This is a genomic window from Chitinophaga sancti, assembly GCF_034424315.1.
GTDB classification, from domain to species: domain Bacteria; phylum Bacteroidota; class Bacteroidia; order Chitinophagales; family Chitinophagaceae; genus Chitinophaga; species Chitinophaga sancti.
Map to the genome: position 1 here is coordinate 31,412 of NZ_CP139972.1, position 17,149 is coordinate 48,560.

The following is a 17,149-nucleotide window of genomic DNA, read 5'->3' on the forward strand; positions in this document are numbered from 1 at the left end:
ATTCATGAAAGACGGAATTCACCAACGGGAATGAAAACCGCTTTCAGAAGAAAAGGCCGGCTCTTTCAACAGAACCGGCCTTTTTAAAATTATAGGTAACGGAAGTCATTCCGTTAATCAATTAAGAAATCTTTTCAATTAATAAGTAAAGAAATCATTCTGCATAATCAGCCACGAACTCATTTCGTCAACCTGATCACAAATCCACCTCCCTGCGCCAGCTTCAGCGGCAAATGCGCCCCATTTGCTATCGCTCTCTTCTCCAGTTTAAAATCCTTCGCATTCCTGTCCGCATTCAGCCCATCCTTCCACAACTCCATCTGGTATGTACCCACCGGTAAAAATGACAGATCCACATTCACCTCTCTCGCCTCCCAGTTCGTCATGCCCGCTATATACCAATCCCCATTTAATGCCTGTCTTGCCATCACCACATATTCGCCTATCTTCGCCTGCAATGGTATCGTCCTGGCCCATTCCACAGGTACCTTACTCAGCAACTCCATGGCCTCCGGTTCACGTATATAATGCGTAGGTATATCGCACAACATCTGCAGGGGGCTTTCGAATATAACGTACATGGCTAACTGATTACACCTTGTGCCCAGCGTCATCGGCTCTGCCGGCTGTGCACTCCATGCATCTTTCTGTACATTCAGCATTCCACCCGGTGTAAAGTCCATCGGCCCCGCTGCCTGCCTGATAAAGGGCAGGGTAGTGGTATGTACAGGATCTATCTGGTTCCCAAATTTACTGTTCTCATTCCCCAACACACCTTCTGATGTCAGTACATTCGGATGCGTACGCAACCAACCAATTGGTTTATACGCCCCGTGAAAATCTACCAACAGATGACGCTTTGCCGCCTCTGTCGCTACCTTCTCATAATACGCCACCATCAGCTGGTCATCCCGCTGCATAAAATCCACCTTGATCCCCTTCACACCCCATGCAGCAAAGGTATCCAGCGCCGGTTGCATTTGTTGGTTCAATACCATCCAGCTGGTCCATAACAAGATATCTACATGACGTTTCTTTGCATACGCCACCAGTTCTTTTACATTGATATCCGGCACGAGGCTAAACAGGTCCGTGGTACTGCACCAGCCCTCATCCAGCAATACATATTCAATCCCGTTCTTTGCGGCAAAATCTATATAATACTTGTACGTATCATTATTGATTCCTGCCCTGAAATCTACATCATATACATTGTTGTAATGCCACCAATCCCACTGCACTTTCCCCGGCTTTACCCAGCTATAATCACCCTTTGCCTCCGGCGCTACCTGGTACACCAGCTGATTCGTCAGCAGGTCGGCATCATTACGCGCAATCATTACCACTCTCCATGGGAACTCCTGCGGACCATTTAAATCAGCAATATAATCCTGCCTGGATACTACCTGCTCATCCCTGTCTCCTGTTAATTTCAACTCCTTCGGATATTGTGGAAACACGGCGTGAATAGTATTCCCGCCACGTAACCACATGCCCGCATAATGATACAGGCCGGATTCTGTAATGAGTAATTTCGTGCCATTCACTTCGAACAATGCCGGCAGACTTGCCAGTTTATTATCGCCTATTTCACTAATGGTATAAGGAATGTATTTCCGCTCGTTATGAGAATAGAATCCATCCTCCTGCGGATACCAGGCTTTCCCGGCCTTGTCCATATTGAACTCCGCCTGCTCATCTTTTACCTTGTAAGCGCCTTTTTCGTGGCTGATCCAATGCCAGGCAATCCCATTATCATATGCCCGCCATTCGAGCGATAATACATTGCTAAAATCGATATGAAGCTCATTGTATCGATCCTCAATGACCGCCGTCTTTTGCTTCACAACAGGCGTGAGTTTGCCCTGATGCGAACTTTGTGTAGCCTTGCTTACCTTATAGTTACTGTTATTGAATGAAACCACGGATGAACCGATCAATGTCTTGTTATCCTGTGATACCGTGTAGGTGACTGTAGACCCGACAGCAACGGTCAGTGTTACGGACTTGTCTGGAGAACGTAACGTAAATTTCTTTTGTGCATGAATGGCGGAGACACTCCCTAACAGGAATGTACATGCAAGCCATAGGTGGAATTTCATAATGAGACCTGAATTTTTTACAGGTTACAAGGTATAAAACAATGTGAGCAAATTCAAAAAAAAGAGAGGGAATAATTCGGTCCATGAACTTCGCTCAATGGCCTGCAGCTAAGGATAAAAAGGTAACCCGATAAAAAAGCCGCTACTGCCAATCGGCAACAGCGGCTCCTGTGCATATAGATGCTATTACTTGTCCAGCAGCAGGGCAGCCGTCCATAACACCGGTGCCTGACCTACCAGGCTCCCCGTCACTTTCTCCCTGTTGAGGTAATAATTTGGATCGTTTTTCTTTTTGGTTTCCTCACACACATCCTTCAGATCACCGGCTTCATTCAGGCCTTTTACAATCGCCATCCAGGCATTCCTGGCCAGCATGCCATAAGCGTCGTCCTCCAGCCATTTTCTTTTCACACCCATCACAAGTGCATAGGTAAACATTGCGCTCCCGGAATTTTCCGTCCAGGACTTTTCATCGTCAATGATCTGGCCCCATTTGTAATCAGGGGTCATGTACTGCTTCAGGGCAGCCATCATTTTCTTATAGCTGTCCAGGATGTGTGCACGGTTTGGATTCTCAGCAGGTAAGTAGTTGAGAATTAATGCCATGCTTGCTGCCGCCCAGCCATTGCCACGGCCCCAGTAAATAGGAACATCATTAGACTGGTTGAACAAGCCACCTGCCTGTTGTAAAGCATCTATGTATACGGTCAGCTCCGTCGCCGCCCTATTAATGTATTCTTTGGTACCGGTAGCCCTGAATGCCTGTGTCTGTACCAGGGTGAAAAGGAACATATCCTCCACCACCATACGTGACTGCCAGGAAAGGCCTCTGCCTGCTAATACCTGTTGTTCCGGTTTAGGACCCTCAGGCAGCTCCCACTGCTGGTCAGCAAAAGGCTTACCCACGTCCAGGTAACGGTTTTGGTTGGTTTGCAGATAGAGTTCCAGTGGAATTGCGCCAAATACGCTGTGCTCCATCATATCGGGAGCAGGCATCATGTGGTGTGCCTGTGCCACGAGTGGTTCATACCTGAGTGCCAGTTTTTCTACCAGCGCCTTGTCACTGGTCACTTTCGCCATCTGCAGGGCGCCGTACCAGGTCAGTACTTCAGGATAGGTAATGGAAGTTGGGGGCTCGGAAGAGCCAAAATTGTCAAAGTTAGATGCTACATAGTGATTAGCTACATATGGGCCAATAACGTTTGGCTCACTACCAAGGGGCCATTCCTTAAATATCTTCTGGCCAAATGTCCCTCCCAGATTCACGAACAACGCTACAGTAGCGATCAAAACCCGGAATTGTGTTCGATAATTCATATATGATGAATGTTATAGGGTAGCAAATAATACATGTTTTGATGTAAAATTTGCCTAAAGTAATATTTAAAAATTTGTAATGCAATATTTTGTCTCCGATATTTTTAGGAGAATGACGGAATTTAACCTCACAGCTGGCATTTTGCCTATTCCCCTCGTATAGATGTTGCTACTCATTTAGTTGGCCTCCTCCAAACTTGCTATTCTCCCCCAAAATTCTTAACTTAGAAATAAAGCAGTACTCCATTCTTCACCTCCTAAATCTCCTCGTTATGGGAACAGTACGCGATATTCTGCAAGCCAAAGGTCACGCAGTGTACTCCATCCATCCCGACATTACCGTTTTCGAAGCACTCAGTGTGCTCGTTGACAAAAATGTCGGAGCACTCATTGTACTTGACAATGATAAAGTCTGCGGGATTTTTTCTGAACGTGACTATGCCCGCAGGGTGATCGTCAAAGGCCGCGCCTCCAAAGAAACCCTGATCAGGGAGATCATGACAGAAAACCCGATATCGGTCACCGAAAATGATTCTATTGAGGATTGTATGGTGAAAATGACTGAAAAACACATCCGCCACCTTCCGGTTATTGACCATCAGGGCAGGCTAATAGGGATGATCTCCATAGGTGATGTGGTCAAGTACATTATCAATGAACAAAAATACATTATTAATAACCTCGAAGGTTATATCAAAGGTACCAGATAAATCAATTAAACTGATCATTCAAAGGTACCAGATAAAAATAAAAAACGGCTGTCTTCATCAAGAAGCAGCCGTTTAACTGATATGTCAAAACCTAAGAAAACTCATCCTCCGGATCTTTTCGCCTCCGCACTTGTTGCCGTTTGCCTATCCCGCGCCCCCTTAATCTTACTATTCCCAAAACTATACGTCGCACTCAGTGTAGCTGTTCTGTTCTGCCACTGGTTATGAATATGGAAATCTACATTTCCATACACTGCAGATCCCCTGAACTGATCTCCATTCGTCACATCCGTAAAGTTCAGTTTCATATTCAGGCGTTTATCAAGCAGTGTCTTTTGTACCCCGCCACCGATTGCATAATAGGCCTTGCCTTTCCATACTCCCCACTGGAAAGGTGTACCCCCATAGGCATTCAGCTCCACCTTCCAGTTGCCCGGCAATGTAAAGGTAGAAGTGGTCTCAAAATGTGCCCCAATTGCTGAATTCACAATATCCATTCCTACATCCTGCAGCCTGAAATAGTTGTAATTCAGATTGAGGGTATTGTTAATATTCCACCATTTCGTCGCAGTCACCGGCACAGTCAGTGTCAAATGCCAGCCCTGTTTGTGATCATAGTTCTTATCATAACTCCAGGTCACCTTTGTAGAATCATTCTGCTCTAAGAACTCAGAAATGAAATCCTTAGTCCTGTCATAACTTACACTCACGATATACTGTTGCTTAAAGGTGTAAGTGAGCTCCACGATATTCGTAAACTCCGGTTTCAGGTAAGGATTTCCCCTGCCATAGGTGTACCTGTCAGAATAGAATATAAACGGATTCAGGTCCTCATATTCCGGTCTGCTGATACGCCGGGCAAAGCTGATTCCCAGTTTATGATCCTTGCTAAAAGAATGATCTACTGTCAGGTTGGGGAAGAAACTTACATAGTTCCTTTTCTCAACTGAATTATAGGTCACTGAATATCCTTTTGAAGTAGTTCCTTCTACCCGCAGCCCCAGCTGGGCATCCGTACCCCCGCTGAAAGATTTTTTGATGATGCCGTATGCTGCCAGTACATTTTCCGTGTAAATAAAATGATTGCTCTGCGACAATGCGGGAATGTATTTCCCTTCATATAATGAATCGTACTGGAGTACGTTGTCGGTCGTAACAAAACTGCCCTTTACACCCGTTTCCAGTTTGGTCGTTTTGTTAAAAGGCAGTACTAAATCCCCCTTAATACTTTTGATGGTCATTTTGGTGGTGGTGAAATTCCTGATCGTATGAGGATTCTTATACGCAGGATTTCCCGGATAGTACATACTATCATTCATGTACAACCTGCGGTGATAGCCTAAGCTGACATAATCCGCATCTACACTGATCTCCGTACCAAGTGTATCCAGCTGACCTTTATAATTGACGTTGATGGTATTGGAATTAAAATTATGATCATTGGTGGTCACTGAATTCAAAGATGAATCCAGGGTACGGTTGCCTAAGCGATAAATATTCGTGGTATTACTCACATTGCTGCGAAAGAAATTGTTATACCCGTTCAGCAATACGCCCACGGTATGTTTGGGGCTAATGAAATAATCAAAGCCCAGTTTATATTGGTTGCCGATATGGTTTCGCTTTCCAAACTGTGGTGCAGAAAAGAATTGTGCTGCCTCCTTATTATCACCGTTCACCACTCTGGTAGCCAGCCTTTCATTAAAAAAATGCCGGTCGCTATGATTGTAACTGCCAAACACGTTGAACTTTTCAGTTCGCCAGTTCAGGTTTAAGCCGGCATTATAGAAGCCGTACCGGCCAAACCCGCCACTACCATTCAGGGAGCCGTTTACACCGGTAGCGACACCTTTTTTTGTTTTAATATTAATAATCCCAGAGTTGCCGGCAGCATCATATTTGGCGGAAGGAGAAGTCATAATCTCAATTTGTGAGACTGTTTCTGCCGGCAAACTTTTCAGCAAATTGGCGAGTTGTTCGCCACTCAGGTAGGTGAGTTTTCCATCGAGCATGACGGTTACCCCACCATTTCCTTTCAATAAAATATTATCGTCTTTATCAACCTGCACCCCCGGCGCACGGCGCAGTACATCCAGTACATTACTGCCTGCCGCAGCCACGCTGCTTTCTACATTCAAAACAGTGGCACCCTCTTTTCTTTCAATAAAAGGTTTCTGGGCAGAGATGGTCACACCCTTTAAATCTTTTGAAGAGCTGGACAGCGTCATGTTCGGAAACTGAACAGCGGTATGTGTGGGGTCAATGGAGAAGGCCGGTGTATAAGCTGTCTGATACCCCACTAAGGAGGACTGGACAAAGTAATGGCCACTGGTGATATTTTCAAAACTGGCACTGCCATCCGCAGCACTCAGTTCTCCCTTTACCAGGCTGGAATCTTTTGTGTGCCGAAGTACAACACTGGCAAATGGCAGGGAGTGCCCCTTATCATCTATCACTTTCACACTAATCTTTCCATTTACATTTTGAGCATGGCATTCCCTGTAGCCACAGTAGCTAAGCAGAATAAGCAAAACGAGTTTTTTCATAAACAATCAGATCTCTAGTTGATGGCTGTGGGCGTGACTTAGCGGTTTAGTCCATTGGTATCCGAAATTGAGCAGGAATACTGGTAAGATCTTTCTGTCATAACAGTGATCCCTTAATTGTTGGTCATGTAAGGAACGGCCCTCCAGCGCGATAATGGTAAGCATACCCAGGGTTATAGTTATGAATATGAATACCTTTTTCATATGGGTTGTTTTATACAAAGACGATACGGGTGAAAAAAGGTTGCAGGAAGATCGCTCTTTTTTTTAAAATTATTTTAAATCAAAATGATCAAATCACCAATTTTTATACAGATAGCCATTTTGTAAGGAATTATTAAAAATTTTAATAAATTTGTATTATTAAAATGTTCAATATATCCTTGAAAACCTATACCCTTATGAATAGATGTCTGATTTTTAGCCTGTTAGTACTTGTGATGGCTTCTTGTAAGAAAGATCCTCCATTTACTCTCGAGGAAAACCATTCTTTTGCGAAAGAGAGCCTTGAAGTGATCAAGAAGTATAATATCGGCTCATTTCAGGTGACCCAGACAATTTACGGTCCTGGTTCTATGCCATCTCTGCAGGATACCACATTATTTACAAATTTTTTCATCCGTATTACAGAGGATTCCCTGTTTTGGAAAAAGAATGATACTACACATGTATACGCAATGACATGGAAATATGACGTTGAAAAACAGACACAGATCTATTACAAAATGAACCTGGCCGGTGTAGCTGGAGGGGCTACTGCAGGAGATGATTTCGATTTGCGTCCGCTCGAAGTAAAGAACGGTTACCTGATCCTGTACAACTCCTGGTATAGTGGTACCTGGTATTATCTGAAAAGACTGAATTAATAATAATGGAAAAAGGCTTTTACTCACGTAAAAGCCTTTTTTTTATCATAATATTATCGGATCATTTCAGTAATGCCTGGATCGTAACCGGAGACCGCTGCTCCAGCAACACTGTCCTGTTATTAATCAGGTCAGCCATCACGCCATCTTTATTATACCTTACCGTCAGCAATTCCAGCCCCTCATTATATCCAATCTTATATTTATCGTGGAGAGCCTTGATCAATGTCTCAATCTTTTCAGGGCTGTTATCAATACAACAACTAAAACTGATCGCCGCATTCTGCATCAGGTTGATCTTGATCTTTAGTTTATGAAACAGTTCATAAATATCACTGATCCTGTCTTCTGTTACAAATCCAAAATCCCTGGAAGTGATGGTCAGTAACACCTGATTCTTCTTCACCACGATAATAGGAGGGAGCTGCTTCACATCAACATCTTCCCTGATCACGGTACCAGGCAGGTCCTTATTTAAAAAGCTCTTCACATACAATGGGATCTGCTTGTTATGCAAAGGCTTGATCGTTTTCGGGTGAATTACCTGCGCACCATAATACGCCATTTCAATCACCTCACTAAAACTGATCTCTGGTATATTGATCGTATTCGGGAATAATTTCGGATCTGCATTCTTCAGTCCTTCCACATCTTTCCAGATGGTTTCGCTTTCCGCATTTAGCAGGTTTGCAAACACCGCCGCTGAGTAGTCAGATCCTTCCCGGCCCAGGGTCACACTTTCATTTTCATCGGTACTGCCAATGAAGCCCTGTGTTACGACAATATTGGTTTTTTTGAAGAGGGGTAGTACTTTTTGCTCTATTTGACGACCAGTCACTTCCCAGTCGATATTCGCCTCGCGGAAAGTATCGTCAGTTCTAAACACATCGCGTACATCCATCCAGATATTCGGTACACCTGCCAGGTTGAAGTAAGCGCTGACGATGGCAGTACTAAGCAGTTCCCCGATACTTACCAGCTGGTCGTAGTAATAGTCGTAAGGACGGCCGGGTTTCTCACCCAGGGTCCATTCTGCTTCAGTAAAGAACGTTTGCAGCTGATCAAAAACAGGGTGGGTCCTGCTTCCCAGCAGCTTTTCTGCCACTTCAGTGTGCGACTTTTCAATATTGAAAAGCAACTGTGCCGCAATTTCACGCTTACGGAGATAAAAGTTTTCGGCTACCTTTTCCAGTTCGTTCGTCGTCTTGCCCATGGCAGAAATAACGATCAGGATCTGTTGATCAGGAAATGACTGAACAATCGCAGCTACCTGTTGGATTCGTTCAATACTTTCTAAACTTGCACCGCCAAATTTGAAAACCTTCATATGTGAGTTTATCTTCCGTTAAAAAAATTCGGGGCAAAGTAAATCAACTTTGAATATGTTTTAAAATTTGTTTCGGGGAAAATGACAGTTCCGTTAAAATAGGGCGAAATCTGTTACATTAGTGCTAGGTTGTGCAATGAATATTCACTAATCCATTATAGAATGAGTATCAATAGAAAAGTAATGACTCTGGACGAGTTTACAATCCAGGAATTGAGGAATTACCCCGGCGCTACAGGACAATTATCAGGTCTACTACGGGATATCGGATTGGCTGCAAAGCGAGTAAATGTGGAAGTGAATAAGGCTGGAATAGCCGATATCCTGGGCGAGGCCGGTAAGACCAACGTACAGGGAGAAGACGTAAAAAAGCTGGACGAGTTCGCCAACGACCAGTTTATCAACGTTTTAAAGCATAGTATTTACTGTGCCGGGGTGGCGTCCGAAGAGAATGAAGACTTCATTCCCTTTACGGATGAATACTCCAAAGCTTCCAAGTACGTGGTATTGATCGACCCCCTGGATGGTTCCGGCAATATCGACGTTAATGTATCCATCGGTACTATTTTTTCTGTATATCGCCGTCTGACCCCTGTGGGTACCGTTTGCGAGCTGGAAGACTTCTTACAGCCCGGTTATGTACAGATTGCTGCAGGGTACATTATTTATGGTTCCTCTACCATGCTGGTGTATGCCACCCGCAGAAGCGTACAGGGCTTTACCCTCGATCCAAGTATAGGGGAGTTCTGCCTGTCACATCCAAACCTGAAATGTCCGCCTGAAAGTGACATTTTTTCTGTTAACATCGGTTACTACCATCTCTATGAGAACGGTGTCCGCAAGGCAATCGACTATTGGCTGGCCAAGGATGAGCATGGCAAGATCTACCGTCATCGTTTCGTAGGCTGTATGGTGGCAGAGGTACACAGAACCCTGATCCAGGGTGGTATCTTCATGTATCCGGCCTTCGGAAAATATAAAGGCGGTCGTTTACGTTTATGTTATGAGTGCAACCCGATGTCCTTCATTATGGAAAAGGCAGGCGGGGTGGCAATGGCTACCGGCAGACAAAGACTGCTGGAACTGAAACCAGCTAAACTGCACCAGCGGGTACCAGTGTTCCTGGGCTCTAAAAATATGATGGATATTTGGCAGAGAATAGTGAATAGTTAAAAAAATACTAACATGTAAGTTTTTGGTATAACTATTGCTAAACCAGCATTGGTTATTTTAGTCTAATGGTGAATTTCTTTTATTTATTCGAAAACATATGACACGCAAACTTACATTACTGATGCTATTTGGTATTCTGTCGCTGAACCTGTTAGCCTGTTCCCGTGGCGCTGCGCCGGCAGATACAAGCACCGCACGATCAACCAGGGATGACGGAAACGACACCGATATGGCGCAGAAGATTCTCTATTACACCAATAAATTCAGGGCTTCCCAGGGTAAACCACCGTTAACGCTGGATGCAACGTGCAGCGGGCAGGCTTACAAGCATAGTAAAGCCATGGCAACAGGCGCTACCGCCTTTGGCCACGATGGTTTCGAAGAGCGTATCGCAAGACTGAGTACCGTGTTTGGGAACATTCCCGGCGCAGCAGAAAACGTGGCTTATGGTAACCTGGACGCACAGGAGGTAGTAGATGGATGGATCAAGAGCCCGGGGCATAGGAAAAATATGCTGGGTGATTTTGACCGCATCGGCATCGGCAGCGCACATTCCAGTAGAGACAACAGGATTATATTCTTTACACAGGTATTTATTGTACATAAAGAAGCGCCGGCACCCAGGAAATAAATCTGTATAAACGCATTTATTTAGCCGGCCGCAAGCCATTGACAAATCCCCCGCGCTCATGCTTGGGGATTTGTCGTTTTTACAGGCAAATGAAATTTAAACCCTACTTTATTTTGTACTAATTTAGTCCTATGGAAAAGAGGAAGATCATAGAAGTCAGGGACCTTGTCAAAAAATACGGTGATTTTACAGCAGTAAACGGCATCAGTTTCGATGTATATGAAAACGAAATATTTGGCCTGCTCGGTACCAATGGTGCCGGAAAATCCACCACTTTAGAGATCATCGAAACACTCCGCGAAAAGACATCCGGAAAGGTATTCGTAGATGGAATGGACCTTGACAAAGATCCGGAGGGAATTAAAAAAGTAATCGGTGTGCAGCTGCAAAGTTCCGGTTATTACCCGGGCCTCAACCTGGTAGAACTCATTGACCTGTTCTGTGGCCTCTACAACCAGCAGGCCGATGCAAAAGAACTACTCAAACTCTTCAACCTCGAAGACAAAGCCAGGAATAAATTCAAAGAGCTGTCCGGTGGCCAGAAACAACGTTTCTCCATTGCGACTACGCTGATCAATAGACCGAAGATCATCTTCCTGGATGAACCCACTACAGGACTCGATCCACAGGCCAGACGTAATCTCTGGGACCTGATCCTGCAGGTACGTGAGCAGGGCACCACCGTAGTACTCACTACCCACTATATGGACGAGGCTGAAATTTTGTGTGATCGCTGTGCAATCGTAGATCATGGTCGGATTATTGCTTTGGAATCACCTGATGCGCTGATTGATAAACTGGTGTCTGGTGGATTTGAAAGAAAGAAGGAAGTGAAGAAAGCCAACCTCGAAGATGTGTTTATTCACCTGACTGGTGAAGGATTAAGAGAAGCTTAATATGGAAGAACTCAAATACCCGATCGGCCGTTTTCAGGCCCCGGAAAAAATCTCTGACTTACAGCTCAGGAGCTATATCAACGATATTCGTTTCCTGCCATCACTGGTTGAAATAGCCGTTCAGACACTCGATGCCCCCCAACTGGCCACTCCTTACCGCCCCGGCGGCTGGACGGTGACCCAGGTGGTGCATCATCTTGCAGATAGTCATATGAACGCCTACACCCGTTTCAAGCTGGCCCTGACTGAAGACAATCCTGTCATCAAGCCCTACGACGAAGCCGCCTGGGCCGAACTCCCGGATGTGTCAAAAACGCCGATCAATATTTCTCTCACACTGCTCCATGCCCTGCATACCCGCTGGGTTTCTTTGATGGATAACATGAGCCCCGAACAATGGGAACGTGTATTCACCCATCCGGAACATGGCGAAACCTTCTTCCTGAGAAAGGTAGCGGGCTCTTATTCCTGGCATGGTAAACATCACCTGGCCCATATCGAAAAGCTGAAAGAGCGGAACAACTGGCAATAAACTTTAAACTGAATATATGTCGGCATTAGATTGGAAACTGCTTGAGTCAAAGTATCTTTTTAGAAGTAATTGGTTAACAGCCCGCGAAGATAAATGCGAGACCCCACAGGGAAAGATTGTTTCCCCGTACTATGTACTGGAATACAATGACTGGGTGAATTGCGTAGCCCTGGATGAGCAGGGCAGGGTGATCATGGTGAAACAATACCGTCATGGCATCCGGCAGACCTTACTGGAGATCCCGGGTGGTACCATGGATAACGATGATCCTTCTCCTGAATACGCCATGCGTCGTGAACTGCTGGAAGAAACAGGTTACGAATTTGAGCAGCTGATCAACCTGGGTAAGATCGCCCCGAACCCTGCGAGCAGCAATAACATCACGCATATGTTCCTGGCTACGGGAGGGAAGAAAGTACAGGAGCAGGACCTGGATGAGAATGAAGAAATTGAAATCGTGTTGCTGGAAATGGAGGAGCTGAAGGCGATGCTGAAGAAGAATGAGCTGTTGCAAAGTCTGCACGTTACCTGCATTTTCTATGCATTGTTAAAGTTGAAAGAACTGGCTATCGTATAAATAAATAGGCCCCTTCATACGAAGGGGCCTATTTATTTACATCGCTTCTCCTACTATAAAGAAACTACCACATACCAGTATCACATCTTCCTCATGCGCATGCTGCTTTGCAGCCTGGAATGCCTGTTGCACAGTGGGATAAGCTTTTCCTCTCAGCCCCGCTGCTGTGCCCATTTCTGCGAGTTCATGTTCATCCAGTGCCCTCGGAATCTGTGCTCTTGTAAAATAATAGGTAGCCGCTGCAGGAAATAATTTTAAGACCTTACTAACTTCCTTGTCTTTTACGAAACCGGTCACGATATGCAAATGCCGGTAGGTCATATGTTCCAGCTGACCCACGATCTCACCAATACCGGCTTCATTGTGGCCCACATCAAAGATGGTGAGCGGCTGCTGTGCTACCACATCCCACCGGCCTCTCAGCCCCGTTAATTTTTTTACATGACTGAGTGCTGTTCTTACTCCTTCATCGGGCAGTTCCCATCCGGCCTGTTGCAATACTTTTACGGCACTCAGTACACCCATAATATTCTTCACCTGGTATTGTCCGCTCAGGTCTGGTTTAAGATCCCATACCTGCTCGCTATGTTGCGGGCGTAACTGAATGTGCAGATGCCCCTTTGCCAGGTCATTGTCCTGCACCAACCAGTGCTGGTCAGCAAAGGTGATGGGGGCTTCCATGGCTTTTGCTTTATCAATGAATACCTGCTCTACTTCTGTTTGTGTCTGTGCAATGACCACCGGAATATTCGGCTTGATGATACCCGCTTTCTCACCGGCTATTTCAGGCAGGGTATTCCCCAGCATGGCCATGTGGTCATAACTGATATTGGTAATGACAGACAGTTCAGGAGTAATGATATTGGTGCTATCTAAACGGCCACCAAGGCCTACTTCAATAATGGCAATGTCCACCTGTTCCAGCGCAAAATACTGGAAGGCCATGGCTACGGTGAGCTCAAAAAAAGAAGGATCGAGTTCTTCGATAGAGGCTTGTACCTGCTGTACAAATTCTACGATAAACTCCTGGTCGATCATCTCTCCGTTGATGCGGATGCGCTCCCTGAAATCCTTCAGGTGCGGGGATGTATACAAGCCTGTCTTGTATCCCGCCTGTTGAAAAATGGCTGCCAGCATATGGCTGGTAGAGCCCTTACCGTTAGTACCGGCTACGTGAACTGTTTTGAACAGGTGCTGGGGATTTCCCAGTTGTTCGCATAAAGCAATGGTATTATGCAGGTCTTTTCTGAAGGCACTTGCCCCTACGCGGGTGAACATGGGCAGGCGCTCATACAGGTAGTCCAGAGTTTGTTGGTAGTTCATGCACAAAAGTAAATGAAATTAAAAGTAAAATAAAAAGGCTTGTGTCGTAAAACACAAGCCTTTTTATTTAGAAAAATTAAATCACTTAGAACTGTGCTGCAGGACATCCCAGCAGGGTCTTACCAAATCTCATTGGAACCAGGCGCAGTGCCACAAAGCCATCCAGCCTGTTCTTGTTCTTCTGGAACAGATTGGACAAAACTGTGTTTGAGCCAATCACCAGCGGACCCAGACGGAAGCCGGCACCCATATCAAACTGCGTATGATTATTAACATCGATGGGAATATACACACCAAAATGACGGCCATCATAGCGCGGCGTCAAAGTGAAGTGAGAAACCATGTAAGTCTTGCTTGCATCATAACGGCCACTGTTCAATGACATTACCGCAGCACCATTGACAAAGAAGCGGGCATCAATGTTGTAATCGAACATGATGTTCAGTGCAGCGGGCAGGTTCATACGGAATTTCTCATCGCTTGCAATCGGCGTAAAGTATTGTTGCAGGCGGCGGTAATAAGACTGCCAGCCTTCCCCCTTTCTCATTTTGATCTGGTTCGGATTAATGTTATTAGCGATCAGACTGAGGTCGGTATTAGACGCTACTTTCTTGTAAGTAATACCACCGAAGTCAGTAATACTTACACCCAATCTCATCTTATAATCGTCCCCTTCAGGATTCCAGTCCATTTCGTCATAGCCCTGCAAACCATCCATTTCTGCTCTCCATTCGTACACCAAACCGATATCCATACCCAGGCCCCAGTTGCCGGTAAACGGCTTGTAATTGCTGGTATTTGGTTTTTTCCAGTTGTTGATACCGTCGTTGTACCCTAATTTCAGGGTACCGCTATAAATGTTTGCATTGGTAGCGGTGTTCATGGTAAAGCTTGCATCTTCTACCTGTGCGTAGCCGGCAGCGATACCATTCAATATTTTCAGGGTCACACCTCCTTTCAGGAGGTGCATACCATCGTCTTTGATGATCTGCGCATAACTGATGTCGTATTCATTCCACATATGAAAGCTGCCGCTGGCTACCTGCATATCGAAACGCTGGTTGTTATACGTAGCATTCGGAAAGTTGTTCGCAAAGAAGTTCGCAACGTCGGTATTCATGCCACCGCCATTAGCTTGTGCACGCACTCGCCATATGAAAGCGATTGCCCTCGATTCGTTGAATGAGTGCATGTAGGACGGCATCATTACATCCATGTTTCCCCACCCGAATTGTCTTCCTGTAGACACGGTGTCCAGGAAATAATCCCTGTTACGTTTTAGTCCTCCAATTGAATCTGGTGGATGGAAGATCAGCGACTTCGGAAAGCTTGCATAGGTGTTTCCTAAAGCGGCGTTTACGCCTGCTACGTTAATGTCCCACTTGAAGTGCGTGCCGGCAGCCATTGCAGGGTTGGAAGGTATTCCATAAATCCCGGCGTAATGACTGTTTGCATACCCGCCCATGTTCATATTCATCTGGGCCTTTGCCTTATATGGCTCGATTAAAGATATGGCAATGACAGTTGTAAGGCCTAAGGCTCGAATTACTCTAAACAGCATATATCTAATTAGTTGGCAGTTCGGTTTTCTCCCCTATAACGCAAAAAGTACCTGGATATTGGCGAGCGCTACAAAAGAATTTCCCATGCAAATATATCTAAATATATTATTGATATTAAATTATGTTATTACAAATGAGGATTCAATGAGCTATTTTAGTGTATGCGCAAAAAAATCCCTTCCTGATGTGGGAAGGGATTTTTCTTTATATTATTATTATCGCTTACTGCACTTTGAAGAAGAAGCGAATAGTTGCATATTGAATATCCGGTGCGTCAGCATTCACATTGTATTTCAATTCTTTTGCGCCTCTGATTGCGGTGGCAATATTGCGTGGGTTACTTAAAGTAGAACCTTTCAATGAGTGTGTAGCTTCAATTACATTTCCGCTTCTGTCAACTTTAATATTTACAGCCACATATCCTGATTCATCGCCATCGTAAGTAAGGTTTGGTCTGCTGATGAGGCTACGGCCATTCAGCCGGAAATCTGACTTACCACCACCTAAACCACCGCCGGTATAACCGCTGGCGTTTGGATCGCCATTGATCTGGCCACGGTCACCGGGCTTGCCGGTATTTCCTTCACCGGTGGAATTGTTAGAACCATTGGCATTGTTACCGCTGTTATTGCCGGTAAAAGTACCGCCACCGAATACAGCTTTTGCTGTCTTTGGCTTTTCAACCGCCACGGGGTTATTTTCAGAAGTTTTCTTCGTCGTTTTTGCTGGTTTGGAATCCAGGTTTTTGGCTACTTCCTTTGGTTTTTCTACCGGTTTTTCTGGTTTGTTCACTTCAGGAGCGTCCTCTTTATCCTGGGTTGCGATATCTTCCTGGGTAGAATTATCCTGGCTGGGTACCGGCTCGTTCTGTGGAGTGGAAGCATTTGCAGCGTCAGCACTGGGCGGGTTGGGGTTGAGAGGCTGCTCGTCGCCCATACCATCGTCGGAAGTACCGAGATTTACCTCCATGCCCAGGTCCTGGTTAGGGAGCGGGGGCGGTGCGGAAAATCCACCGAGGATCAATGCTAATAAGACCAATGCATGCACAGCAATAGTAACACCTACTGCCTTTATATTTTTGTCAGTATTGTTTTCTTTTTGAGTCGTAAACTTTTCCTTTTGTTGCTGCATAAGCCAAAAATAAGATATTTTCTAATACGTATAGCTGGCGATCAGTATTGTGTGGTTTTTAGGGAAAAAATACCCTGATGCCGGAACCTGCCCCGTTTTGATCTTCTAAATAATACCCTTGCCTGTTCCCTTCTAATATCAGAAACCATTCCAAATGCGGTTTGACAAGATACTTTTCCAAAACAGTGATTACTAGCATTAATGACCGACTAGTGCATAGGCCGATACCTATTAGGTATCATTGCCAGATCATTATTATCTTATCACGATAAGGTCACTTCATTATCCTTTGGATATTGAGGTGACCTTATCGTGATATAGAGGTGCCAGTTTAATGTAAGACAAGGAGCGAATCTTACCTATGTCTTTCCTGCCTGTTTCAACAGACTCCGCCTGCCCCGGAAACTTATTTTTGGGCGGAGGTCAGGACGATTTTAAATCGGAATAATTCTAATT

At 45.1% G+C, this 17,149-nt stretch carries 15 protein-coding genes; 7 read left to right on the forward strand and 8 right to left on the reverse strand.

Annotated elements, in window-relative coordinates:
• Positions 1-179 precede the first annotated feature (179 nt).
• Together U0033_RS00105 and U0033_RS00110 are read right to left on the reverse strand one after the other, a co-directional pair.
• Entirely contained in the window at positions 180-2,102 is a 1,923-nt protein-coding gene (locus tag U0033_RS00105; RefSeq protein ID WP_072357191.1) for a glycoside hydrolase family 97 protein, read from the reverse strand.
• Positions 2,103-2,288: 186 nt separating this feature from the next.
• Complete coding sequence (locus tag U0033_RS00110) at positions 2,289-3,419, reverse strand: glycoside hydrolase family 88/105 protein (protein ID WP_072357192.1); 1,131 nt, start codon at positions 3,417-3,419, stop codon at positions 2,289-2,291.
• A gap of 272 nt (positions 3,420-3,691) precedes the next feature.
• Here U0033_RS00110 and U0033_RS00115 point away from each other — a divergent pair, with 272 nt between their 5' ends.
• Positions 3,692-4,129 (forward strand): CBS domain-containing protein, encoded by a 438-nt coding sequence (locus U0033_RS00115; RefSeq protein WP_072357193.1) that lies wholly within the window; start codon positions 3,692-3,694, stop codon positions 4,127-4,129.
• Between the two features lie 101 nt (positions 4,130-4,230).
• Here the strand turns inward: U0033_RS00115 and U0033_RS00120 are convergent, their stop codons facing one another.
• Positions 4,231-6,675, reverse strand: a complete 2,445-nt coding sequence (locus U0033_RS00120; RefSeq protein ID WP_072357194.1) for an outer membrane beta-barrel protein — start codon at positions 6,673-6,675, stop codon at positions 4,231-4,233.
• A 6-nt stretch (positions 6,676-6,681) separates the two neighbouring features.
• Positions 6,682-6,879, reverse strand: coding sequence for a hypothetical protein (locus U0033_RS00125; protein WP_072357195.1), 198 nt, complete (start codon positions 6,877-6,879; stop codon positions 6,682-6,684).
• A gap of 197 nt (positions 6,880-7,076) precedes the next feature.
• Between U0033_RS00125 and U0033_RS00130 the strand changes: the two genes are divergently transcribed.
• Positions 7,077-7,541, forward strand: coding sequence for a hypothetical protein (locus tag U0033_RS00130; RefSeq protein WP_143150606.1), 465 nt, complete (start codon positions 7,077-7,079; stop codon positions 7,539-7,541).
• 61 nt (positions 7,542-7,602) lie between these two features.
• On the opposite strand, the gene U0033_RS00135 is transcribed toward U0033_RS00130, so the two are convergent.
• A complete protein-coding gene (locus U0033_RS00135; RefSeq protein ID WP_072357197.1) occupies positions 7,603-8,868 on the reverse strand; it encodes an aspartate kinase in 1,266 nt (421 codons plus the stop codon).
• Positions 8,869-9,030: 162 nt separating this feature from the next.
• On the opposite strand from U0033_RS00135, the gene fbp reads away from it, so the two are divergent.
• From fbp to U0033_RS00160, 5 genes are all read left to right on the forward strand, one after another.
• Positions 9,031-10,041, forward strand: coding sequence for a class 1 fructose-bisphosphatase (gene fbp, locus U0033_RS00140; RefSeq protein WP_072357198.1), 1,011 nt, complete (start codon positions 9,031-9,033; stop codon positions 10,039-10,041).
• A gap of 97 nt (positions 10,042-10,138) precedes the next feature.
• Entirely contained in the window at positions 10,139-10,672 is a 534-nt protein-coding gene (locus tag U0033_RS00145) for a CAP domain-containing protein (protein WP_083571338.1), read from the forward strand.
• Between the two features lie 131 nt (positions 10,673-10,803).
• On the forward strand, positions 10,804-11,568 hold the full coding sequence (locus U0033_RS00150; RefSeq protein ID WP_072357199.1) for an ABC transporter ATP-binding protein: 765 nt from the start codon (positions 10,804-10,806) through the stop codon (positions 11,566-11,568).
• A gap of 1 nt (position 11,569) precedes the next feature.
• Entirely contained in the window at positions 11,570-12,100 is a 531-nt protein-coding gene (locus U0033_RS00155; RefSeq protein WP_072357200.1) for a YfiT family bacillithiol transferase, read from the forward strand.
• Between the two features lie 16 nt (positions 12,101-12,116).
• Positions 12,117-12,677 (forward strand): NUDIX hydrolase, encoded by a 561-nt coding sequence (locus U0033_RS00160; RefSeq protein ID WP_072357201.1) that lies wholly within the window; start codon positions 12,117-12,119, stop codon positions 12,675-12,677.
• Positions 12,678-12,713: 36 nt separating this feature from the next.
• On the opposite strand, the gene U0033_RS00165 is transcribed toward U0033_RS00160, so the two are convergent.
• The 3 genes from U0033_RS00165 to U0033_RS00175 all read right to left on the reverse strand — a co-directional run bounded on the left by U0033_RS00165 (position 12,714) and on the right by U0033_RS00175 (position 16,693).
• On the reverse strand, positions 12,714-14,000 hold the full coding sequence (locus tag U0033_RS00165; RefSeq protein ID WP_072357202.1) for a bifunctional folylpolyglutamate synthase/dihydrofolate synthase: 1,287 nt from the start codon (positions 13,998-14,000) through the stop codon (positions 12,714-12,716).
• A gap of 85 nt (positions 14,001-14,085) precedes the next feature.
• Positions 14,086-15,561 (reverse strand): DUF5723 family protein, encoded by a 1,476-nt coding sequence (locus U0033_RS00170; RefSeq protein WP_143150607.1) that lies wholly within the window; start codon positions 15,559-15,561, stop codon positions 14,086-14,088.
• 223 nt (positions 15,562-15,784) lie between these two features.
• Positions 15,785-16,693: a cell envelope integrity protein TolA gene (locus U0033_RS00175; RefSeq protein ID WP_072357204.1), complete on the reverse strand. Its 909-nt coding sequence runs from the start codon at positions 16,691-16,693 to the stop codon at positions 15,785-15,787.
• Positions 16,694-17,149 lie beyond the last annotated feature (456 nt).

Bases quoted from the DNA above. Each gene is read 5' to 3' on its own strand.
- U0033_RS00160 (WP_072357201.1), top strand. From the start codon at position 12,117: ATGTCGGCATTAGATTGGAAACTGCTTGAGTCAAAGTATCTTTTTAGA.
- U0033_RS00145 (WP_083571338.1), top strand. From the start codon at position 10,139: ATGACACGCAAACTTACATTACTGATGCTATTTGGTATTCTGTCGCTG.
- U0033_RS00105 (WP_072357191.1), bottom strand. From the start codon at position 2,102: ATGAAATTCCACCTATGGCTTGCATGTACATTCCTGTTAGGGAGTGTC.
- U0033_RS00110 (WP_072357192.1), bottom strand. From the start codon at position 3,419: ATGAATTATCGAACACAATTCCGGGTTTTGATCGCTACTGTAGCGTTG.
- U0033_RS00115 (WP_072357193.1), top strand. From the start codon at position 3,692: ATGGGAACAGTACGCGATATTCTGCAAGCCAAAGGTCACGCAGTGTAC.
- U0033_RS00125 (WP_072357195.1), bottom strand. From the start codon at position 6,879: ATGAAAAAGGTATTCATATTCATAACTATAACCCTGGGTATGCTTACC.
- U0033_RS00155 (WP_072357200.1), top strand. From the start codon at position 11,570: ATGGAAGAACTCAAATACCCGATCGGCCGTTTTCAGGCCCCGGAAAAA.
- U0033_RS00150 (WP_072357199.1), top strand. From the start codon at position 10,804: ATGGAAAAGAGGAAGATCATAGAAGTCAGGGACCTTGTCAAAAAATAC.
- U0033_RS00120 (WP_072357194.1), bottom strand. From the start codon at position 6,675: ATGAAAAAACTCGTTTTGCTTATTCTGCTTAGCTACTGTGGCTACAGG.
- U0033_RS00130 (WP_143150606.1), top strand. From the start codon at position 7,077: ATGAATAGATGTCTGATTTTTAGCCTGTTAGTACTTGTGATGGCTTCT.
- U0033_RS00175 (WP_072357204.1), bottom strand. From the start codon at position 16,693: ATGCAGCAACAAAAGGAAAAGTTTACGACTCAAAAAGAAAACAATACT.
- fbp (WP_072357198.1), top strand. From the start codon at position 9,031: ATGAGTATCAATAGAAAAGTAATGACTCTGGACGAGTTTACAATCCAG.
- U0033_RS00135 (WP_072357197.1), bottom strand. From the start codon at position 8,868: ATGAAGGTTTTCAAATTTGGCGGTGCAAGTTTAGAAAGTATTGAACGA.
- U0033_RS00170 (WP_143150607.1), bottom strand. From the start codon at position 15,561: ATGCTGTTTAGAGTAATTCGAGCCTTAGGCCTTACAACTGTCATTGCC.
- U0033_RS00165 (WP_072357202.1), bottom strand. From the start codon at position 14,000: ATGAACTACCAACAAACTCTGGACTACCTGTATGAGCGCCTGCCCATG.